This is a genomic window from Streptomyces sp. NPDC101234, assembly GCF_044767525.1.
Taxonomy (GTDB): Bacteria; Actinomycetota; Actinomycetes; order Streptomycetales; family Streptomycetaceae; genus Streptomyces; species Streptomyces sasae.
In genome coordinates this window covers 310,988-332,816 of sequence record NZ_JBIWOA010000010.1, presented here as the reverse complement: position 1 = coordinate 332,816, position 21,829 = coordinate 310,988, and the positions used below count along the sequence as shown (strand labels likewise).

17 protein-coding genes are annotated in these 21,829 nt (G+C 71.3%); 10 read left to right on the top strand and 7 right to left on the bottom strand.

The window, feature by feature from the left end; all coding sequences use genetic code 11:
- Positions 1-150 precede the first annotated feature (150 nt).
- Complete coding sequence (locus tag ACIRR9_RS20810; RefSeq protein WP_403259613.1) at positions 151-3,003, top strand: DEAD/DEAH box helicase; 2,853 nt, start codon at positions 151-153, stop codon at positions 3,001-3,003.
- A 106-nt stretch (positions 3,004-3,109) separates the two neighbouring features.
- On the opposite strand, the gene atzF is transcribed toward ACIRR9_RS20810, so the two are convergent.
- The 4 genes from atzF to ACIRR9_RS20790 are packed head-to-tail and all read right to left on the bottom strand — an operon-like array spanning position 3,110 to position 9,724.
- Complete coding sequence (gene atzF / locus ACIRR9_RS20805; protein ID WP_403753704.1) at positions 3,110-4,765, bottom strand: allophanate hydrolase; 1,656 nt, start codon at positions 4,763-4,765, stop codon at positions 3,110-3,112.
- A gap of 17 nt (positions 4,766-4,782) precedes the next feature.
- Complete coding sequence (locus tag ACIRR9_RS20800) at positions 4,783-8,292, bottom strand: 5-oxoprolinase/urea amidolyase family protein (RefSeq protein ID WP_403753701.1); 3,510 nt, start codon at positions 8,290-8,292, stop codon at positions 4,783-4,785.
- Complete coding sequence (locus ACIRR9_RS20795) at positions 8,289-8,903, bottom strand: urea amidolyase associated protein UAAP2 (RefSeq protein ID WP_365344019.1); 615 nt, start codon at positions 8,901-8,903, stop codon at positions 8,289-8,291. Before ACIRR9_RS20795 ends, ACIRR9_RS20800 begins: the two co-directional genes overlap by 4 nt.
- Positions 8,900-9,724, bottom strand: a complete 825-nt coding sequence (locus ACIRR9_RS20790; protein ID WP_403753698.1) for an urea amidolyase associated protein UAAP1 — start codon at positions 9,722-9,724, stop codon at positions 8,900-8,902. The genes ACIRR9_RS20795 and ACIRR9_RS20790 overlap by 4 nt, the downstream gene beginning before the upstream one ends.
- Before the next feature lie 176 nt (positions 9,725-9,900).
- Between ACIRR9_RS20790 and ACIRR9_RS20785 the strand changes: the two genes are divergently transcribed.
- From ACIRR9_RS20785 to ACIRR9_RS20760, 6 genes are all read left to right on the top strand, one after another.
- Positions 9,901-10,527 (top strand): TetR/AcrR family transcriptional regulator, encoded by a 627-nt coding sequence (locus tag ACIRR9_RS20785; protein WP_403753695.1) that lies wholly within the window; start codon positions 9,901-9,903, stop codon positions 10,525-10,527.
- 322 nt (positions 10,528-10,849) lie between these two features.
- Positions 10,850-12,472: a sensor histidine kinase gene (locus ACIRR9_RS20780; RefSeq protein WP_403753692.1), complete on the top strand. Its 1,623-nt coding sequence runs from the start codon at positions 10,850-10,852 to the stop codon at positions 12,470-12,472.
- Positions 12,469-12,876: a roadblock/LC7 domain-containing protein gene (locus tag ACIRR9_RS20775; protein WP_123978380.1), complete on the top strand. Its 408-nt coding sequence runs from the start codon at positions 12,469-12,471 to the stop codon at positions 12,874-12,876. The genes ACIRR9_RS20780 and ACIRR9_RS20775 overlap by 4 nt, the downstream gene beginning before the upstream one ends.
- A complete protein-coding gene (locus tag ACIRR9_RS20770; RefSeq protein WP_384564311.1) occupies positions 12,873-13,298 on the top strand; it encodes a DUF742 domain-containing protein in 426 nt (141 codons plus the stop codon). Before ACIRR9_RS20775 ends, ACIRR9_RS20770 begins: the two co-directional genes overlap by 4 nt.
- Positions 13,279-13,899: a GTP-binding protein gene (locus ACIRR9_RS20765; RefSeq protein WP_403753689.1), complete on the top strand. Its 621-nt coding sequence runs from the start codon at positions 13,279-13,281 to the stop codon at positions 13,897-13,899. The genes ACIRR9_RS20770 and ACIRR9_RS20765 overlap by 20 nt, the downstream gene beginning before the upstream one ends.
- A gap of 23 nt (positions 13,900-13,922) precedes the next feature.
- Positions 13,923-15,422: a cytochrome P450 gene (locus ACIRR9_RS20760; RefSeq protein ID WP_365344007.1), complete on the top strand. Its 1,500-nt coding sequence runs from the start codon at positions 13,923-13,925 to the stop codon at positions 15,420-15,422.
- Here ACIRR9_RS20760 and ACIRR9_RS20755 read toward each other — a convergent pair.
- Together ACIRR9_RS20755 and ACIRR9_RS20750 are read right to left on the bottom strand one after the other, a co-directional pair.
- On the bottom strand, positions 15,419-16,375 hold the full coding sequence (locus ACIRR9_RS20755; RefSeq protein WP_403753686.1) for an RluA family pseudouridine synthase: 957 nt from the start codon (positions 16,373-16,375) through the stop codon (positions 15,419-15,421). The genes ACIRR9_RS20760 and ACIRR9_RS20755 overlap by 4 nt on opposite strands.
- A 106-nt stretch (positions 16,376-16,481) precedes the next feature.
- Positions 16,482-18,008 (bottom strand): amino acid permease, encoded by a 1,527-nt coding sequence (locus tag ACIRR9_RS20750; protein ID WP_403753683.1) that lies wholly within the window; start codon positions 18,006-18,008, stop codon positions 16,482-16,484.
- Between the two features lie 265 nt (positions 18,009-18,273).
- Between ACIRR9_RS20750 and ACIRR9_RS20745 the strand changes: the two genes are divergently transcribed.
- The 3 genes from ACIRR9_RS20745 (at position 18,274) to ACIRR9_RS20735 (ending at position 20,902) form a co-directional block, all read left to right on the top strand.
- A complete protein-coding gene (locus ACIRR9_RS20745) occupies positions 18,274-18,927 on the top strand; it encodes a PadR family transcriptional regulator (protein WP_403753679.1) in 654 nt (217 codons plus the stop codon).
- A gap of 194 nt (positions 18,928-19,121) precedes the next feature.
- Positions 19,122-20,129, top strand: a complete 1,008-nt coding sequence (locus ACIRR9_RS20740) for an ATP-binding cassette domain-containing protein (protein WP_365343998.1) — start codon at positions 19,122-19,124, stop codon at positions 20,127-20,129.
- Positions 20,126-20,902 (top strand): ABC transporter permease, encoded by a 777-nt coding sequence (locus ACIRR9_RS20735; RefSeq protein WP_403753675.1) that lies wholly within the window; start codon positions 20,126-20,128, stop codon positions 20,900-20,902. The genes ACIRR9_RS20740 and ACIRR9_RS20735 overlap by 4 nt, the downstream gene beginning before the upstream one ends.
- 59 nt (positions 20,903-20,961) lie before the next feature.
- On the opposite strand, the gene ACIRR9_RS20730 is transcribed toward ACIRR9_RS20735, so the two are convergent.
- Positions 20,962-21,810, bottom strand: coding sequence for a siderophore-interacting protein (locus ACIRR9_RS20730; protein WP_384564292.1), 849 nt, complete (start codon positions 21,808-21,810; stop codon positions 20,962-20,964).
- Positions 21,811-21,829 lie beyond the last annotated feature (19 nt).

Sequence of the window (21,829 nt, the reverse complement as noted above, 5' to 3'; positions counted from 1 at the left end):
GCCCCCGCCCCCCGCGCGCGGCCCGCGGCCGGCCCGGCCCGGCTCCCCCGCTCGCCCCACGCGCCCTCCCCGGACACCCCGCCACCCCGCGGCGCCCGCCCCCCCCCCCGCGCCCACCTCTTTGTCGTCCGTCGTCCCATCTTCCGGATAATGATCGTCCTGTTGTCAGTGGGGACCGGTACGCTCGAAAGCACGATGACAGAGGACCTCTCACCGGCCGAGCGGTATGCGGCGGCCCGCAGGCGGGCCGCCGAGCAGGCCACCGCGCTCGCGTCTTTCCGCGAGATGTACGACTTCGGCCTCGACCCCTTCCAGATCGAGGCCTGCCAGGCGCTCGAAGCCGGAAAGGGCGTTCTGGTGGCCGCCCCCACCGGCTCCGGCAAGACGATCGTGGGCGAGTTCGCCGTCCACCTCGCCCTCATGCAGGGCAAGAAGTGCTTCTACACGACACCCATCAAGGCGCTGTCGAACCAGAAGTACGCCGACCTCTGCCGCCGCTACGGCGACGGCATGGTCGGCCTCCTCACCGGCGACAACAGCATCAACCCGGACGCCGCCGTGGTCGTCATGACCACCGAGGTCCTGCGGAACATGCTGTACGCGGGCTCCCAGACCCTCATCGGCCTCGGCTATGTGGTCATGGACGAGGTCCACTACCTCTCCGACCGCTTCCGCGGCGCCGTCTGGGAAGAGGTGATCATCCACCTCCCGGAGTCCGTGACCCTGGTGTCCCTGTCCGCCACCGTCTCCAACGCCGAGGAGTTCGGCGACTGGCTCGACACCGTCCGCGGCGACACCGAGGTCATCGTCTCCGAACACCGGCCCGTCCCGCTGTTCCAGCACGTACTCGCCGGACGCCGGATGTACGACCTCTTCGAGGAGGGCGAGGGCCACAAGAAGGCCGTCAACCCCGACCTCGCCCGGCTGGCCCGGATGGAGGCACAGCGTCCGTCGTACCAGGACCGCAGACGCGGCCGCGCCATGCGCGAGGCCGACCGGGAGCGTGAGCGCAGGCAGCGGTCCCGGGTGTGGACACCGGGCCGCCCCGAAGTCATCGAACGGCTCGACAACGAGGGCCTGCTGCCCGCCATCACCTTCATCTTCAGCCGCGCCGCCTGCGAGGCCGCCGTACAGCAGTGCCTGTACGCGGGACTCCGGCTCAACGACGACGAGGCCCGGGAAAAGGTGCGCGCGATCGTCGAGGAACGCACCTCGTCGATCCCGCCCGAGGACCTGCACGTCCTCGGCTACTACGAGTGGCTCGAAGGCCTGGAGCGCGGCATCGCCGCCCACCACGCGGGCATGCTGCCGACGTTCAAGGAAGTCGTCGAGGAACTCTTCGTACGCGGCCTGGTCAAGGCCGTGTTCGCCACCGAGACCCTCGCCCTCGGCATCAACATGCCCGCACGCTCCGTGGTGCTGGAGAAGCTCGTCAAGTGGAACGGCGAGCAGCACGCCGACATCACCCCGGGCGAGTACACCCAGCTGACCGGCCGGGCCGGCCGGCGGGGCATCGACGTCGAGGGCCACGCCGTGGTGCTGTGGCAGCGCGGGATGAGCCCCGAGCACCTCGCCGGCCTCGCAGGCACCCGCACCTATCCGCTGCGGTCCAGCTTCAAGCCGTCGTACAACATGGCGGTCAACCTCGTCGACCAGTTCGGGCGGCACCGCTCCCGCGAACTGCTGGAGACGTCGTTCGCGCAGTTCCAGGCCGACAAGTCGGTCGTCGGGATCTCCCGCCAGGTCCAGCGCAACGAGGAAGGACTCGCCGGCTACAAGGAGTCCATGACCTGCCACCTCGGCGACTTCGACGAGTACGCGCGGCTGCGGCGGGATTTGAAGGACCGGGAGACCGAACTGGCGAGGCAGGGCGCATCCGAGCGGCGCGCCGAGGCGGCCGTGGCACTGGAGAAGCTCAAGCCGGGCGATGTCATCCACGTCCCGACCGGCAAGTACGCTGGTCTGGCGCTCGTGCTGGACCCCGGGCTGCCCGCCGGGCGGTCCAACGGCCACCGCGGCTTCGAGCAGCACGACGGGCCGCGGCCGCTGGTGCTGACCGCCGAACGGCAGGTCAAGCGGCTCGCCTCCATAGACTTCCCGGTACCCGTGGAGGCGTTGGAGCGGATGCGGATCCCCAAGTCCTTCAACCCCCGCTCCCCGCAGTCCCGTCGGGACCTCGCCTCCGCGCTGCGCACCAAGGCCGGACACATCCCGCCGGAGCGGGCCCGCAAGAAGCGGTCCCAGGCGGCCGACGACCGCGAGATCGCACGGCTGCGCACCGCGATCCGGGCACATCCCTGTCACGGGTGCAACGACCGTGAGGACCACGCCCGTTGGGCCGAGCGCTACCACCGGCTGATGCGGGACACCTCGCAGCTGGAGCGGCGCATCGAGGGGCGGACCAACACCATCGCCCGCACCTTCGACCGGATCGTGGCCCTGTTGACCGAACTGGACTACCTGCGCGGCGACGAGGTCACCGAGCACGGCAAGCGGCTGGCCCGGCTGTACGGCGAACTCGACCTGCTCGCCAGCGAATGCCTGCGCGCCGGAGTCTGGGAAGGGCTGGGACCCGCCGAACTCGCCGCCTGCGTCTCGGCGCTGGTGTACGAGGCCCGGGTCGGGGACGACGCGATGGCCCCGAAGCTGCCGTCCGGGAACGCCAAGGCCGCGCTCGGTGAGATGGTCCGGATCTGGGGGCGGCTGGACGCCCTCGAGGAGGAGTTCCGGATCACGCAGACCGAGGGGGTCGGGCAGCGCGAACCGGACCTCGGCTTCGCCTGGGCCGCGTACATGTGGGCCTCCGGCATGGGGCTGGACGAGGTGCTGCGCGAGGCGGAGATGCCGGCCGGGGACTTCGTGCGGTGGTGCAAGCAGGTGATCGACGTACTTGGTCAGATCTCGGCGGCTTCTCCTGTGGACGGCTCGACCGTGGGGAAGACCGCGCGCAAGGCCGTTGATCTGGTGCTGCGGGGGGTTGTGGCCTACTCGTCGGTGGGGTGACGGGTGCGGCGGCGGGTGCGGGTGGGTTGTGGCTGGTCGCGCCCGCGCGGCGGTAGCCGCAGATCGACCCGGCCCCGCGCCCCCAAAAAAGGAAGGGGCGCCGGTCTCAGGCCTCCTTCAAGTAGTCGCGCCAGCCTCCGTACCGTGTGATGTCCTCGGCGCCCTTCAAAGCACTCGGTTCGCACAGGAAGCCGGGGACGCTCGTGCCGTCCGCCAGGTCCACGCTGCCCAGTGTCATCGGGTGGGGGAGCGTGGCGAGCAGGCGGCCCAGGCCCTCGGGCGGGAGGCTCCACACCTCCGCCTCGATCGCCGCCCCGCCCTCGCCCACGTGGACCAGACCCGGCTTCGGCGGGGTCGTCCGCAGCGCGTGGAAGCGGTACGTCGGTGCCGTCGTCGTGGTCCGTTCCAGTACCGCCCCCAGCGCCAGGAGCTGCGGGTTCAGGGGCTGGCCCGTCAGGTGGGCGCCCAGTACCGCCAGGCTCACCCTCGGTTCCAGTGAGCGGGCGATCGTCGCCAGGCGTTCGTCCGTGAAGGCGGGGCCGACCAGCATCACGCCGAACGGGAGGCCGTTCACCTCGCCCGCCGGGACCGCCACCGCGGCCAGGTCGAAGAGGTTCGTGGAGTTGGTGAAGCGGCCCAGGCGGGCGTTGGCGCCCAGGGGGTCGGCCGCCACCTCGGCGAGAGTGGGGTGGCCCGGGGCGGTGGGGAGCAGGACGGCGTCCGCGTCTCCCAGTGCGGCCAGGGCACGGGTGCGCAGGTCCGTCAGGCGGTCCTGGTCCGAGAAGAGCCGGTGCGCCGGGATGTCGCGGGCCCGGGTGATGATGCCGGCGACCGTGGGGTCCAGGCCCTCGCCGCCGGATGAGATCAACTTGTCGATGAAGGGGCCCACCGCCGTGTAGCGCTCGGCCACGAACGCCCCCTCGTAGAGCATGGCCGCCGCCTCGGTGAAGGGGGTGAGGTCGAGAGGGCGGATCGAGGCGCCCGCGGCGATCAGGCGGGCCACCGCCGCCTCGTAGGCCTCCGCCCAGCCCTCGTCCAGTTCGCCGAGCTGGGACAGGGGCGGGACGGCGATGCGCCAGGGGCCCGGGGGACGCTGGGGGAGGGGCGGGAGGGGACGGGCCGGGGGGTATGCGACACGGCACAGTGCCTGCTCCGCCTCCGCGAGCGTGCGGGCGAACACCGTCACGCAGTCGATCGACGCGGACGCCGGGACGACACCGTCCGTCGGCACCAGGCCCCGGGTCGGCTTCAGGCCGACGATGCCGTTGAAGGCCGCCGGGATCCGGCCCGAGCCCGCGGTGTCCGTGCCGAGGGCGAGGTCGACGATCCCCAGGGCCACGGCGACGGCCGAACCGGAACTGGAACCGCCGCTGATCCTGGCCGGGTCGATCGCGCCGCGTACCGCGCCGTACGGGGAGCGGGTGCCCACCAGGCCCGTCGCGAACTGGTCGAGGTTGGTCGTGCCGAGGGCGATGGCGCCGGCCGCGCGCAGCCGGGCCACCACCGGGGCGTCGGCCTCCGGTTCGTAGGCGTACGCCGGGCAGCCCGCCGTCGTCGGCAGCCCCCGTACGTCGATGTTGCCCTTGGCGGCGAACAGGCGCCCGGCCAGCGGGAGCCGCTCGCCCGACGCCACGCGCTCGTCGACCGCACGGGCCTCCGTCTCGACCTCCTCCCGCGGGCGCAGGTCGATCCAGATCTCGGGCCGGTCGACCGCTTCGATGCGTGCGTAGGCGGCACGGACACGGGAGAGGGTGCTGGACATGGTCTTGCTCCTGTCGGTCAGTTCGCGGTCGGCGCCAGGACGAGCAGTGCCGTCCCCGCCTCCACCTGGTCGCCGGGCCTTGCCAGGATCTCCGTCACCACGCCGGTCATCGGCGCGTGCACCCTGGACTCCATCTTCATCGCCTCCAGGGCGATCAGGGGCTGGCCGGTGGTCACCTCGTCGCCGGGCCGTACGTTCAACTGCCACACGGATGCGGCGAACTCGGCCTCTATCAGGCGGCCGCCCGGCGGGACCGCCACCTCGGCCGGCGGCGCGGCCGGGGCCGTGGCCGCGTCCGCCCTCGCGAACTCGCCCGCCGCCTCCCACGCGTCGCGCTCCGCCGCGAAGGCCGCCTGCTGCCGGGTCCTGAACGAGGCGATCGGCTCGGCGTGTTCGGCGAGGAAGGACTCGTACCCGGCCAGTGAGAAGGTCCCTTCCTCGATCCGCGGCACGAACCGGCCGGAGGTGATGTCGGCGCGCAGGTCCAGGAGTTCGTCCGCCGTCACCGGGTACCACCTGATCCGGTCGAAGAAGCGCAGCAGCCACGGCGAGCCCGGCTCGAACGCCCCGCGCTGCTGCCATCCCGACCACACCTGGGTCGTACGGCCCACGAACTGGTAGCCGCCCGGCCCCTCCATGCCGTAGATGCACAGGTAGGCGCCGCCGATGCCGACGGAGTTCTCGGCGGTCCAGGTACGGGCCGGGTTGTACTTCGTCGTGACCAGGCGGTGGCGCGGGTCGAGCGGGGTGGCGACCGGGGCGCCCAGGTACACGTCGCCCAGGCCGAGGACCAGGTACTCCGCGTCGAAGACCGTGCGGTAGACGTCCTCGACCGAGGCGAGGCCGTTGATCCGGCGGATGAACTCGATGTTCCACGGACACCAGGGGGCGTCGTCGCGGACGCCCGCCATATAGCGGGCGATCGCCTCACGGGTCGCCGGGTCGTCCCAGGAGAGGGGGAGGTGGACCGTGCGGGAGGGGACGACGAGTTCGTCGGTGGGCGGGAGAGCGGTGACGATCTCCCTTACGGCGGCCAGGAGTCCGGACTGGGGGAGGGCGGCCGGGTCCGTCCGGATCTGCAGGGAGCGGATGCCGGGGGTGAGGTCCGTGACCCCGGGCAGGTCCGCCGCCGTCACCGCCTCCATCAGTGCGTGGACGCGCATCCGGAGGGCCAGGTCGAGCTGCATCGGGCCGAACTCGACCAGCAGGTTGTCGTCTCCGCTGCGGCGGTAGGTCACGTCCCCGTCGCGGGCCAGGACGCCGCCGTCGAGGATCTCGGGGCGGGGCGCGCCCGTCACGTCGACCGGGGTGAAGCGGACCGTGTCGCCGGGGCGGAGCTGGCCCAGCTTCCAGCGCTCGCCGCTCAGGACGGTCGCCGGGCATACGAAGCCGCCGAGGGAGGGGCCGTCGGGGCCGAGCAGGACCGGCATGTCGCCGGTGTAGTCGACGGCGCCCACCGAGTACGGGGTGTCGTGGATGTTGGACGGGTGCAGGCCGGCCTCGCCGCCGTCGGTGCGCGCCCAGCGCGGCTTGGGGCCGACCAGGCGGACCCCGGTGCGGGCGGAGTTGAAGTGCACCTTCCACTCGGCCGCGTAGAAGTCCCGGATGTCGTCCTCGGTGAAGAACTCCGGGGCGGCATGCGGGCCTTCCACGGCCGCGAGCTGCCAGGAGGCGGTGAACCGTGGGCGTTCGGCGACCGGTTCGCCCTCGGTCACGGCTCCGCCGTGCAGGACGTCGCCCGTTCGCAGCGCCCTGCCGCCGTGGCCGCCGAAGCGGCCCAGGGTGAAGGTGCTCGCGCTGCCGAGGAAGGCGGGGACGTCCAGGCCGCCGCCGGCGAAGAGGACGTAGGTGCGCAGACCGTGCTCGGAAGGGGCGCCGATCTCCAGCAGCCCGCCCGCCGGGACCGTCACCGGCTCCCACTGCGCGATCCGCATGCCGTCGAGTGTCACCGGGGCCGGGGCGCCGGTGACGCAGACGGTCGTGGCGTGGGTGAAGCGCAGGGACGGTCCCTGCAGGGTGCATTCGAGGCCGGGCGCGCCCTCCGGGTTGCCCAGGGCGCGGTTGCCGAGCCGGAAGGAGCGGTCGTCCATCGGACCGCACGGGGGTACGCCGACCTGCCAGTAGCCGGTACGGCCCGGCCAGTCCTGGACGGTGGTGAGCGTGCCGGCGGAGACGACCTCGATCCGGGGGGTGGGGTCGGTGACGGTGGCCAGGGTCGCCGTGGAGTGGGCAGCGGTGCGGAAGGCCGGTTCGGCGAGCGCGGCGCGCACCAGGCCCAGGTTGGTCTCGATGCCGTCCACGCGGGTGCCGGCGAGCGCCTCGTCCAGCCTGCGCAGCGCCTGGGCTCGGTCGGGGCCGTACGCGATCACTTTCGCGAGCATCGGGTCGTACGACGTGGTCACCTCGGTGCCCGACTCCACCCAGCCGTCGACCCGCACCCCCTGCGGGAACTCCACGCGGGTCAACAGGCCTGCGCTGGGCCGGTGTTCGCGGGAGGGGTCCTCGGCGTAGACGCGGGCCTCGACTGCGTGACCGCGGGGTTCGCCCGGGTCGCGGACGACGTCGGTCTCGCCCTGTGCGAGGCGCAGCATCCAGGCGACCAGATCGACGCCGTAGATCTCCTCGGTGACCGGATGTTCCACCTGGAGACGGGTGTTGACCTCCAGGAAGTAGGCCTCCTCGCGGGCCGCGTCGTACACGAACTCGACCGTGCCCGCCGAGCGGTAGCCGACCGACGCGCACAAGTCACGGGCAGAGTCGGCGAGTTGCGTGCGTACATGGGAAGGCAGGCCGGGAGCCGGGGCCTCCTCCACCACCTTCTGGTTGCGGCGCTGCAGCGAGCAGTCCCGGTCGCCGAAGGTGACCACCCTGCCCGCGCCGTCCCCGAAGACCTGGACCTCGACATGGCGGGCGTGCTCGACGAGGCGTTCCAGGAAGACTCCGGCGGAGGAGAAGGAGGCGGCGGCGACCCGCTGGACGCGTTCCCAGGCCTCGGACAGTTCATCGGCGGACCGACATGCCGACATACCGATACCGCCGCCACCACCGGTGGCTTTGAGCATGACGGGATAGCCGATGGCGGAGGCCTCGACCAGGGCCACGTCCAGGCTGGGGAGGAGCCCGGTCCCCGGTGCGAGGGGCACTCCGGCCGCCTGCGCCGCAGCCCGTGCCGTGTGCTTGGCGCCGAACAGCTCCAGTTGCTCCGGGGCCGGGCCGACGAACACGATCCCGGCCTCCTCGCAGCGCCGGGCGAACCCGGCGTCCTCGGACAGGAAGCCGTACCCGGGGTGGATCGCGCCCGCGCCGGTGTCCTTGGCGGCCTTCAGGACCAGGTCGGCGTCGAGGTACGACTCCTTCGCGGGCGCCGGGCCGAGCCGGACCGCCTCGTCGGCGAGGCGTACATGCGGTGCCGAGCGGTCGGGGTCGGAGTAGACGGCGACCGTGCGCAGGCCCAGTTCGCGGGCGGTGCGGATGACGCGGACGGCGATCTCGCCGCGGTTGGCGACCAGCAGGGTGTCGAAGGTCATCCCGCGGCTCCGGTGATCGTCATCTGCACGGCCGTGGGCTCGAAGCCGTTGCACGGGTTGTTGATCTGGGGGCAGTTGGAGACCAGGACGAGGACGTCCCGTTCGGCACGCAGGGTCAGTTTCAGGCCGGGAGCCGAGATGCCGTCGACGATGCCGAGGGTGCCGTCCTTCTCGACGGGCACGTTCATGTACCAGTTGATGTTGGAGACCAGGTCGCGCTTGCCGAGGCCGTGCCTGGCGCCCTCCGCCAGGAAGTTGTCCACGCAGGCGTGCTGGGACCAGGTGTGGTGGCCGTAGCGCAGGGTGTTGGACTCCTTGGAGCAGGCGCCGCCCACCGTGTCGTGCCGGCCGACCTCGTCCTCGACGACGGTCATGAGCGGGGTGTGCTCGTTGGAGAGCAGCACACTGCCGGTGGTGAGGAAGAGGGTGCCCTGGGCGTGGACGGTGTCGGGGGCGCTGTAGCGGACGGACGTGTCGTGGGCGTCGTAGACGAGGAAGTCGACGGCCTGGTTGCCGTGCAGGTCGGTGATGGTGAGCGTGTCGCCCTCGCGGATCACGGAGGACCAGGCGGCGCGGGCCGGGACGACGGCGGTCTGCGTGCTCGTGCTCATGCGAGCCCCCTCGCGGCGAGGAATCCGGCGGTGTTGAGGAAGGCGCGGCGGCCTTCGGGGGTGGCGTCCCAGAGGGGGTCGCCGGGTGGGGTGGGGGCGGCGCGCCAGGCCAGGACCTCAAGAGGGGTGCTGACGTAGTCGGGGCGCGGGTCGGCCGGGTGCGGGACGTTGGCGATCAGTACGGTCAGGTCCTGCTCGGCGCGGAGCGTGACGCTGCCGCCGGGGCCGGCCGAGCCGGTGAAGTCCAGCGTGCCGTCGTCGCGCACCTCCACGCCCTGGAAGAACGACAGGGACGGCGGGAGGTCGCGCGGTTCCAGACCGTTCTTGGCGGCCGCCAGCTTGAACAGCTCGCGGCCGGCGGGGGAGGGCGACTGCGGGGTGCCGTCGCCGTAGCGGTCGGTGTTGCGGACGAGGGTGGAGGTGCCGCACAGCGCGTCGTGCCGGCCGGAGGTGTCGGCGACCACCGAGGCCAGCACCCGGCCCTGGTCGGAGAGGAGCAGTACGCCCTCGCCGAGGTAGGCGTTCCACTGGACCTTGACCGTGTCGGCGACGTTCAGCCGCTCCCAGGGGCGGCCGTCGGCGTAGAGCAGGAGATGGGCGCAGGCGTCGCCGATCGGGTCGGTCAGGCGCAGCTCGGTACCACGGGCCAGGACGCGGTGCGTGTAGTTGCCGCCCGCCACCGTCTCGGCCCACACCAGGTGGCCCGCCTCGCAGGGCGGGTCGGGCCAGTCGGCGGCCGGTACGACCGGCATCGCTTCGGCACGGGTGCCCTCCTGGGCGCGGGCGTGCGCCCGGGCTCCGTACGTGGTCGCTGTCGCCATCGCCTGCCTCCGGTTTCTCGGCCTCAGGGTTGTTTCTGTCGCCCGACAGAAATTAGGTGCGGGGCGGGTCGCGGGCATTGCCGCCGCGTTCCGGCCCGGTTACCGAGGGCTCACCGGGGTGCGGCACGGGCGCATGCCGAGATCGTCGTGCGACGTCGTGTGCGAGGATCGAACGCATGGGAACGAGCAGTGGCCGTCGGGTCGGCCGGCCGCGGGCCGCGCAGCGGCCGGACAGCGGTCTCGAACCGCGCACCGAACTGCTCGTGGCGGCCGCCGAGTTGTTCACCACCCGCGGCTACGCGGCCACCACCACCCGGGCCGTCGCCGAACGGGCGGGCATGCGGCAGGCTTCGATGTACCACTACGTCTCCGGCAAGGAGGAACTCCTCGCCGAGCTGCTGGAGTCCACCGTCACACCGTCGCTGTCGTATGCGCGTGAGCTGCTCGCGGACGACGTGACGCCGGCCGAGGAGCGGCTGCGGGCCCTGTGCCGGGCCGACGTGGAGCTGCTGTGTGCCGGGCCGCACAATCTCGGCGCGCTCTACCTGCTGCCCGAGGTGCACGAGGAGCGGTTCGCCGGCTTCCGTGCAGTGCGGGCCGAACTCAAGGACGCCTACCGGCAGTTGATCGCCGCGACGGCCGCCGGCGGGGGGCTCGCCAAGGGGGAGCTGGAGCTGCGGACCGATCTCGTCTTCGGTCTGATCGAGGGTGTCATCCTCATCCACCGCTCCGAACCGGAGCGCCGGATCGACGAGTTCGCCCGCGCGACGGCCGACGCGGCGCTGCGGATCGCCGGGGTCTGAACCCGGCGGAGGTTCCGGCTCGAAGAGCCGTTTCACCCGTCCGGTGGGCCGCACCCGCATGTCCGTTCGCCGTGACGCACCGTGTGCGAATGAACGCCCAGCGTGCAAAACGACCGAGGCTACTCCAGTCCTTTGGGCGTTTTCAGGTGCTTGCCGAATATGACACGGCGTTGATCCGGTCGGACTAAGCTCGCCCGCGGCGCACCGAGTTGAGGTGAATTCGTGCGCCTGTTCCCAAACATACGGAAGATCCCGACTGCTCCATGAACCTTCCCCCCACGAACTCTCCCGACACCCAGCCGATTCGTCTCAGAAGGCATACATGGTGAGTGTGCAACCGCCTCCCAATGGCCGTGAACTTTCCCTGGCGCGGGTGCTGTTGCTGCCCGCCATACTGATGGCCGCGGCGACCGCCGCCGCCGTGGTCCTGGTGGCGGAGCCCGCCCGGACCGCTGTCGGCGTGTGCGGGGCCGTCGGCATGCTGCTGGTCCTCGTGACGGCGGCGGAAGCGGTGCGCCGCGGCCGTAGGCTCCGGGACGCCCGTGCCGAGCACGCCCGTCACAGCGCGTATCTGGAACGCAGCCTGGCCGCCGGCGACGAGGAGATCGACCGCCTCGGCAAGGAGGTCTTCCCGACCGCGCTGTACCGGCTGAAGGCCGGGGAGTCACCCAAAGAGGTGATTCGTCAGGTCTTCGACCTGGACCCCCGGATGCGCCACGCCCCCGAGTCGCAGCGCCGGCTGATCCGGATCATGCTCGACATCGTCGACGAGGAGGACCTCCAGCGGGACTCCCTGGAGCGCTCCTTCGTCAGCGTCGCCCGGCGCGTCCAGGCCATCGTCCACCAGCAGGCCCACGAACTGCGGGAGATGGAGGAGGACCACGGCCGCAACCCCGAGGTCTTCGACGACCTGCTGCGCATCGACCACGGCACCGCGCTGATCGGACGCCTCGCCGACTCGGTCTCCGTCCTCGGCGGCGGCCGCCCCGGCCGTCAGTGGCCCAACCCCGTCGCCCTCTACAGCGTGCTGCGCGGCGCCATGTCCCGGATCCTGGAGTATCGGCGCATCGAGCTGCACTCCATCTGCCAGGTCAACATCAAGGGCACCTCCGTCGAACCGCTCATCCACGCGGCCGCCGAACTCCTCGACAACGCCACCCGCTACTCGCCGCCCTCCACCAAGGTGCACGTCACCGCGGTCGAGGTGCAGTCCGGTGTGTGCATCGAGATCGAGGACGCCGGCGTCATCCTCAACGAGGAGGCCCGCGCCCGCCTGGAGGGCCTGCTGGAGAAGGCGAAGCAGGGCAAGGACATCCAGGTCCTCGGTGAGAACCCGCGGCTGGGCCTCTCGGTCGTCGGCCGCCTCTGCACGACGTACAACATGGACGTCTCGCTGCGCGCCTCGGCGTACGGCGGTGTCCGGGCCGTCCTCATCGTGCCCAGCGACATGATGACCACCGACCCCGCTCCCGGTATCGCCCACGGCATCGGCGCCACCGGTATCCCGAAGCCCGAACTCGGCGCCCTCGAAGGACCCAAGCGGCCGCCCAAGAAGCGCCGGCCCACCAGCCCCCGCATCCCCGCCGGCATCTCCATGGAGGACGACGTCCCCGAGGTCACCGAGTGGACCGCGGGCGGACTGCCGCAGCGGCGCAGCCGGATGAAGATGCCGCTCAGCCGGCGGCTCGCCGAACAGGCCGCCATCGAGCGCGCCGAACGCGAGGGCAACCCGACCATCTGGTCGCAGCACAAGGAGCCCGAGCCCGAGAAGCCGGAGCCGGAACGCCGCGAACCCGGCCTCTGGGTCGCGGCCTTCTGGGAGGGGCTCAAGAAGAACAACCCGGGTGTCCACCCCACCGACTTCACCCGGAACCCCACCAAGTACCTGCACCTGATCAACGATCCGGCCGGCACCGAAGCCGATGACGAGGGGGACCTCAAGTGATCCAGCAGCGAGGCAACTTCGACTGGATGCTCAAGCAACTCGCCGACGGGGTTCCGGGCGTCGAGATGATCGTCGTGCTCTCCGCCGACGGCCTGCGCATCGCCCGGCACGGCGGCGACCCCGACGCCGCCGACCGGCTCGCCGCCGCCTGCGCCGGCGTGCAGAGCCTCGCCGGCGCCGTCGCCCAGGAACTCCCCATCAGCAACGGGGAGATGAACCTCGTCCTCATCGAGATCGACAGAGGCTACTTCTACCTGATGTCCGCCGGCGCCAACGCCTACCTCGCGGTACTCGCCGACGTGACCTGCGAACCCGGCCGGATGAGCGAGATGATGCGCGACCTCGTCGTCCGCATCGGCGCCCATCTCACCAGTCCGCCCCGGCGGAACGGGCAGACCGTATGACTCCTCCGCAACGCAAACGGCGCCAACCCGACCCGGATCACCTGCCACCGCTCCCGTCCGTGCCGCCGGCCCCCGAGAACGGCGGCGAGGACGGCGACAACAAGAACCCCGAGCGGCTCTACGTCATCAGCGGCGCCGACGGCGCCCGGGCCGAACTCGACCTGGTCACCTTAATCGTGGCGCGCGCCGACCCACCGCCCTCCGTCACGCCCGAACAGACGGTGCTCCTCCGGCTCTGTACCGCGCCCTTGTCCGTGGCCGAGCTCTCGGCCTATCTCAACCTGCCGTTCAGCGCGATGACCGCGCTGATCACCGAGCTGATCACGGCCGAACTGGTGCAGGCGCGCGCCCCGATCGTCCGCCAGGCACTTCCCGACCGTTCACTCCTCGAAGCGGTGATGCATGGACTTCAAAAGCTCTGACACGATCCCCGGCCCCCGCACGGAGGACCAGCTGCCGCACACCGCCCAGGCCGCGGTGAAGATCGTGATCGTGGGCGGCTTCGGAGTCGGCAAGACCACCATGGTCGGTTCCGTCAGCGAGATCAGACCGCTGACCACCGAGGAGACCATGACCCAGGCCGGCATCGGTGTCGACGACAACTACGGCTCCGAGTCCAAGACCGCCACCACCGTGGCCATGGACTTCGGCCGTATCAGCATCACCGACCAGCTGGTCCTCTACCTCTTCGGCACCCCCGGCCAGGAACGCTTCTGGTTCCTGTGGAACGGCCTGTTCGAAGGCGCCCTCGGCGCGGTCGTCCTCATCGACACCCGGCGCCTGGAGGTCAGCTTCGACGTCATGGGGCGCCTGGAGGAGCGCGGGGTGCCGTTCGTCGTCGCCGTCAACTCCTTCCCCGACGGCCCCCGTTACCCCATCGAGGAACTGCGCACCGCGCTGGACCTGTCCCCCGAGATCCCCATCATCGAGTGCGACGCCCGCCGCCGGGCCTCCAGCCGGGACGTCCTGATGACCCTGATGCGCTTCCTGCACTCGCTCGCCATGTCCGGCGCGCTCACCTGACACCTCTTCCCGGAGCGATCACTGTGACGCCTGAATCCCCCTTCCCGACCGGCGCCGGCACGGACGCGGCCCCACCACCCGGCTGCCCCGCCCACGACCGCGGACCCGGCGGACTGCAACGGCTCTACGGCGCCGACGCCGACCACCTGGGCGAGCTGTACGAGAGGCTGCGCGAGGAACACGGCGCCGTGGCACCCGTGCTGCTCCACGACGACGTACCGGTCTGGGTCGTCCTCGGCCTCACCGAGAACCTCCAGATGGTGCGCACCCCCGCCGTCTACACCCGGGACAGCCGCACCTGGACCCCGCTGCGCGAGGGCATGGTCAAGCCCGACCACCCCCTCATGCCGCACATCGCCTGGCAGCCCATCTGCTCCCACGCCGAGGGCGACGAACACCAGCGGCTGCGCGCCGCCGTCATGGGCGCCATGACCACCATCGACAACCGCAGCATCCGCCGCCTCATCGGCCGCTACACCCAGCTGCTGGTCAACGAGTTCTGCGAGAAGGGCCGCGCCGACCTGGTCTCCCAGTACTCCGAGCACCTGCCGATGGCGGTCATGTGCGAACTGCTCGGTATGCCCGAGGAGTACAACGACCGGATCGTGGAAGCCGCCCGCGACATGCTCAAGGGCACCGAGACCGCCATCGCCAGCAACGAGTACGTCATGGGCTGCCTGACCCGGCTCACCGCCCGCCGCCGGGCCCGCCCCGAGGACGACTTCACCAGCCACCTCATCAACCATCCCGCCCGGCTCAACGACGACGAGGTCGCCCAGCACCTCAGGGTCGTCCTCATCGCCGCCTACGAGACCACCGCCAACGTCCTCGCCAACGCCCTGCGCATGGTCCTCACCGAACCGGGCTTCCGTGCCCAGCTCAACGGCGGCCAGATGACCGTGCCGGAGGCGATCGAGCAGTCGCTGTGGGACGAGCCGCCGTTCAGCACGGTCTTCGCCTACTTCGCCAAGCAGGACACCGAACTCGGCGGCCAGCGCATCCGCAAGGGCGACGGACTGCTCTACGCGCCCGCCCCGGGCAACGTCGACCCGCGCGTCCGCCCCGACCTGAACGCCAACATGCAGGGCAACCGCTCCCACCTCGCCTTCGGCGGCGGCCCGCACGAATGCCCCGGCCAGGACATCGGCCGTGCCATCGCGGACGTCGGGGTCGACCAGCTGCTGACCCGCCTCTCCGACATCCAGCTCGACTGCGAAGAGGAGGAACTGCGCTGGCGGGCGTCGATCGCGTCCCGGCACCTGGTGGAACTGCCGGTCCGCTTCGACCCGAAGCCGAAGCAGGACGTGACCCTCATGCCGAGCCCGGCCCTCGTCCCGCCACAGCGCTCGGACCGGCAGCTCGGCCTGGCCCGCCCGACGGCGCCACCGGCCGCCCCACAGCCGATGCCGCCGATGGCGCCGGTGGAGCCGCGCCCGGCACCCGCCGCCCCGGTCGCGCCGGAACCGGCGGCCGAGCCGCGCGGCATCTGGCCGCGGCTGCGCCGCTGGTGGCTGGGCCGTTAGCGGAGCTCCCGGCCGGCCCACTCCTCGTACGACTCCCAGGCCCGCAGCGTCCGCCCGCTGCGCAGCCGATGCTCCACCCCCGTGACCGGATCGGTGAACTCCAGCCGCCGCGCCAGCAGTTGCAGCGGCCGCCGGAAGTCACCGTCCGGCACGGGGCCGGTCACCACCGGATACAGCGGATCGCCGAGGATCGGGACCCCCGACACGCTCATATGGACCCGCAGCTGATGCGTCTGCCCGGTGTGCGGGGTGAGCCGGTACCGCCCCAACCCGCCTCTGGTCTCGGCCAGTTCGACAACGGTCTCCGCATTGACCAGCCCCTCGACCTCGCAGGCCGCGGGCACCCCACGCTCCTTGAGGATCCGGCTGCGCACGGTCCGGGGCAGGGCGAGCGCGGGGTCGTACGGTGCGATCGCCTCGTACTCCTTGCGCACCCGCCGCTCACTGAACAACGTCTGATAGGCGCCCCGTTCCTCGGGCCGCACCGTGAACAGCACCAGCCCGGCGGTGAGCCGGTCCAGCCGGTGCGCGGCCCCCAGCGTGGGGATCCCCAGCTCCCGCCGCAGTCTTGCCAGGGCGGTCTCGGTGACATGACTGCCGCGTGGGGTGGTGGCGAGGAAGTGCGGTTTGTCGGCGACGACGATGTGGGAGTCGCGGTAGACCACGTCGAGGGGGAAGGGGACAGGGACCTCGGGGGGCAGATCGCGGTGGAACCAGAGGTAGAGGCCGGGGGCGTAAGGAGCGTGGGCGTCGACGGGGTGCCCGTCGGCGCCCACGACCAGTCCCGAGTCCAGCATCCCGGCGACGACGCCGGGGGCGGCTCCGGAGAGCCGTTCGATCAGATAGTCGCCGACCGTGGCCCAGTCGCCGGCGAAGGGCAACCGCACCCGAACGGGGTCCACCCCTTGACGCTGGGGGAGGGGCGAGGGCGGGGCGGGGGTCTTACGTCTCATTTGCAGCCAAGGGTACGGGCGGCGCCCCTTCAGGGCGCGGGGCTGTGTCGATATGCGGCTCCGCCGCGTGGGCGCGACCAGCCCCCACGCACCCGCACCCGACGAACTACGCCACAGCCTCCGGCGCAGCGACCGCACTCCGCGACTCCGTCCGGGTGAGCCGCCAAACGCCGCCCACGACCACCGTTCCGATCAGGAACAACACGGTGAACCACCGGAAGTACCAGTGACCCCCCGCCGGGTCGTAGACCGCCCCCCGAGGCCACGCCAGATTCACGGTCATCATCAGCCCGTACAGCAGCGCGACCGCGTTCACCGGCACCCCCCACCGTCCCAGCGAGAACAACGGCGCCCCGGTCTCGTCCGTCCCCTCGACCCGGAACTCACCCCGCAGCCGCCGTACCAGCAGCGGCCCGGTGACCATCGCGTACGCGAGGTACAGCATCACGATGCACGTCGTCCCGATCGCCAGAAACGCGTCCGGCGAGGCGAAGTTGAGCAACAGCAGCAGCGCGGCCAGCACCCCGACCACCACGGCCGGCGCGCTCGGCATCCCGGTGCGCGGATTCACCCGCGCCAGCGCCCGGGCGAACGGCAGCTGCCCGTCCCGTGCCATGGAGAACAGCATCCGGGAGGCGGCCGTCTGGATCGCCAGCGTCGCCACCGCGATCGCCACCACCACGTCGGCCAGCAGCACCCGCCCCACCCCGTCCCCGAGGCTGCTGGTCAGGACGTAGCTCAGCCCGTCGACGCCCAGGTGCCCGTCGGTGAGGCTCGGCGCGGCGAGCAGCCCGCCGAGGACGACCAGTCCGCCGAGCGCGCCCGCGGCGGACAGCGCCGTGAGGATCGTCCGCGGCGCCGTCCGCCGCGGCTGGTGCGTCTCCTCGCTCATCTCACCCGCACTGTCGAAGCCGATCATCACGTACGCGGCGGTGAACGAACCGACCAGCAGCGCACCCAGCAGGCCGCCCTCGGCGGCCGTCCCGGTGTGGAACGTGATGCCGGGGGAGCGCTTGGAGTGGGTGAGGAGCAGTACGACGATCAGCACCGCGCCGATGATCTCGGCGGTCACGCCGACCCGGTTGATCACGGACATCACCCGGTTGTCCATGACGTTCACGAGGGTGGTCAGCACCAGGAGCACGACGCCGAGGACGGCCGCGTTGGCTGCCCCGTCGGCCGAGGTGGGCGCGGCATCCGTGCCGATCAGCTGGAAGCCGGACCAGAGCGCGGGCAGCACCATCTGCAGGGCCAGCGCGGCCGCCGCGACCACCACGATCTGCCCGATCACCATGATCCAGCCGGCGAACCAGCCGAAGGACGGGTTCGAGAGGCGTGAGGACCACTGGTAGATCGCGCCGGAGATCGGATAGCGCGCGGCCAGTTCGGCGAAGCAGGCGGCCACCAGCAACTGGCCGGCCAGCACGGCCGGCCAGGCCCAGAAGAAGACCGGGCCGCCGAAGGCGTACCCGAAGGCGAAGAACTGGAAGACGGTCGTCAGTACGGAGATGAAGGAGAACCCGGCGGCGAAGGAGGCGTACCGGCCGAGGCTGCGATGCAGCTCCTGGCGGTAGCCGAACTCCTCCAGGGAACGGTCGTCGGGCTCCACGGAGCGGTCGTCGAGTGTCGTCACGGCGGCACCTGCCTGTCAGGCGGACTTCCTGTCGGGGACGGAAATCGCGGACTTCCTGTCGAGCGACAGAAATTAGGGACGTGCTGTTTCGCACGCGTCACGCAGGCGTGTCCGGGGCGGGCCCAAGTCCTCACGCCCTTGCGGACCCGGCCCAGACGCGATACATCGTGTGTATTGACGGCTGCCGTCGACTCGCGATATGTTCGGTCACGGATATTCGGTGACGAGGCGTACGGGAACGACGGAGAGGGTGGGGTGAGTGTCGATGGCGGCCAGGCGTCGCAAGCTGAGCAACCCGCTGGCGCTCGCCGTGATGGTGCTGCTCGCCGAGCGGCCGATGCATCCGTACGAGATCGCCCAGACCCTGCGCAGACGCGGCAAGGACACGAGCCTGAAGATCAACTACGGCTCGCTCTACACCGTCGTGCAGAACCTGGAGAAGCACGGCTTCGTCGAGGTGACCGATGTGGAGCGGCAGGGCAACCGCCCCGAGCGCACGCTCTACGGCATCACCGACGCCGGACGCGAGGAGACGGCCGAGTGGCTCTCGGACCTGGTCGCCGTGCCCGCGCGGGAGTACCCCGTCTTCGAGGCCGCGCTGTCGCTGATGGGGGCGCTCCATCCGGACGAGGCCGCCCGGCTGCTGGAGGAGCGGCTCAAGACGCTCGACGTGCAGGCCGCGAGCCTGCGCGGGGCCCTCGGCAAGCTGCGTGAGACCCTGCCCCGGCTCTTCGTGATAGAGGCCGAGTACCAGTTGCACATGATCGAGGCGCAGGCCGAGTGGGTGCGCGGCTTCCTGGCGGAGCTGACGGAGGGCGGCTTCCCGGGTGTCGTGGACTGGCGGCACTTCCATGAGACAGGGGAGATCCCCGAGAAGTACCTGGAGCTGGAGGCCGAGTTCGAGCAGAAGCAGAACTAGCGGGCAGACCCCGGCTGAGCTGTTGCAGCAGCCCGGCCGGGGTCTCGAACCCCGAACCGAACCCGCCGTGCGGCGGCTCCGGGCCATCGAGGTGCGGCACACCCAGGATAGCCCGGTGCTCATCGCGCGGATCATTCGCGACCATCCGTCGATCATCCGCGATCACTCGCGTTTTCCCCAGGAGAGCAGCCGACATGAGCACCCGTGCGCCCGCAGTGCAGGCGCGCCAGCTGATCAAGACCTACCCCGGAGACGTCACCGCACTGAACGGCATGGACGTCACCGTCGAACCCGGCACCGTCTTCGGGCTCCTCGGGCCCAACGGCGCCGGCAAGTCCACCACCGTCAAGATCCTCACCACCCTGGCCCGTCCCGACTCGGGCACCGCCACCGTGGCCGGCCATGACGTGCTGCGCCACCCCGACCGGGTGCGCCGGGCGATCGGCGTGGTCGCCCAGAACTCCGGCGCCGACCCGGTCGCCACCGGCCGGGAGAACCTCCGGCTCCAGGGCAGGCTCTACGGTCTGAGCGGCACCGCGCTGAACCGCAGGGTCGACGAACTGCTGGCCCGCTTCACCCTCACCGACGCCGCCGCCCGTCCGGTCAAGGGCTACTCCGGCGGCATGCGCCGTCGCCTCGACGTGGCCCTCGGCCTGGTGCACCGCCCCGAGGTGCTCTTCCTCGACGAACCCACCACCGGCCTCGACCCGGAGGCCCGCACCGCGATGTGGGACGAGATCGGCCGGCTGGCCGGCGAGGAGGGGCTGACCATCCTGCTCACCACGCACTACCTGGAGGAGGCCGACCGGCTCGCCGAGCGGATCGCGATCGTCGACCGCGGCCGGGTCGTGGTCGAGGGCACCCCCGACGCCCTCAAGGGCGAACTGCGCGGCGACGCCGTCCATGTGGAGCTGCGCGAGGCACCCGGGGAAGCCGGCCGCACCCTGCTCGCGGGCGCCCTGACCGGACTGCCGGGCGTGCACGAGGCGCTCTTCGACGGGCGCCGGATCAGCGCCCGCGCCGACGACGGGGCCGCCGCCATGCCCGCGCTGCTCGCCGCCCTGGAGCGGGCCGGGGTGACCGTGGTGGCCGCGACCGTCGCCCGCCCCTCCCTCGACGACGTCTATCTGCGCTATGCGGGCCGCCGGTACGCGGAGGCCGACACCGCCGATGCGCTCGCCCTTTCCGGAGGTGCGCGATGAGCAACGCCCTCTCCCAGACCTGGTACATGACCCGGCGTCAGCTGCTGGTGTTCGCGCGGCAGCCCGCGTACGCGATCATCACCCTGATCCAGCCGGTGATCTGGCTGTTCCTGTTCGGCAGCCTCTTCAGGAAGGTCGTCGAGCTGGGCGGCTTCGGCACCACCTCCTACCTCGACTACCTGGTGCCGGGCGTGGTCGTGATGAGCGCCCTCAGCTCCAACATGTGGGCCGGCATGGGCACGTTGGAGGAGATCCAGCGCGGCACCCTCAACCGCTTCCTGACCACACCGGTCAGCCGGGCCGCGCTGATGAACGGCAACGTGGTGAACAACGGCCTGATCACCGCCGGGCAGTCGCTGATCATCGTGCTGCTCGGCCTGCTGGGCGGCGCCGACTATCCGGGCGGGGTCGCCGGCACAGCGGTCCTGGTGGTGGCCGCCGTCCTGCTCGGCACGATATTCGGGGCGCTGTCCAACGCGCTCGGCATGCTGGTGCAGGAGCGGGAGTCGATCATCGGGATAAACACCTTCCTGCTTCTCCCGCTGACCTTCCTGTCCAGTGCCTTCATGGCGCCGTCCCAGATGCCGGGGTGGATGCGGCACATCGCCGACTTCAACCCGCTCAACTGGGCGATGGTCGCGGGCCGTTCCGCGATGTCGGCGGATCCCGACTGGAGCGCGGTGCTGGGCCGCGGCGGGGCGCTGCTGGCGCTGGCGGTCGCCGCCGTGTGGCTGTCGATCAGGACGTTCCGGTCCTACCAGCGATCGGTGTGAACGGCGCGGGACCGGCGGCACCTCGCGGTGTTGCCGGTCCCGGTGGGCTCACGGATTTCTCAGGCGGCGACCGGGCCGCCGCCTTCCTGCTCCGCCTCGATGCGGGCGTTCCAGTCACGCTTGGAGGCCTGCCAGCCGTCCTCGTTGTGCCCGAGGCGCCAGTAGCCGGAGATCGACAGATCCTCGCGCGGGATCTGGCGCTCGACACGCAGCATCGCCCGCAGCTCCTTCACGAAGCTCGCCTCGCCGTGGACAAAGGCGTGCACCCGGCCCTCCGGGAACTCCAGCGCCCTTACGGCGGCCACCAGGGCCTCGCCGACCGGCCGCTCGCCCCGGTGCAGCCAGACGACCTCCACATCGGAGTCGATCTTCTGTACCTCCTCGGGGCCGGACACCTCGATGAAGGCGAAGGCCTTCGCCCCGCCGGGCAGGGACTCCAGGGCGCGGGCGATCGCGGGCAGCGCGCTCTCGTCACCGGCGAGCAGATGCCAGTCGGCGTCCGTGTCCGGGGCGTAGGCGCCGCCAGGGCCCATGAAATGGACGGTCTCGCCCGGCTGGACGCGGCACGCCCACGGTCCGGCGAGCCCCTCGTCGCCGTGCACGACGAAGTCCAGGGCCAGCTCACGGTGTTCGGGGTTCCAGGAGCGCACCGTGTAGGTCCGCGTCACCGGCCAGTGCTCACGGGGGAACTCCGCGCGGATCCGCTCCGGGTCGAACGGCTCGGGGTAGGTGACGCCCGCCGGGCCGAACAGGAGCTTCACGTAATGGTCGGTGCAGGTGTCCGCCGCGAAACCGGCCAGCCCGTCACCGCCGAGGACCACGCGCTGCATGTGCGGGGTCAGCCGCTCGGTGCGTACGACCTGGGCGGAATGGGGCTTGCGCGGCTTACGTCCCGGACGCTCTGCCATGACGGCCTCCCTGCTCCAT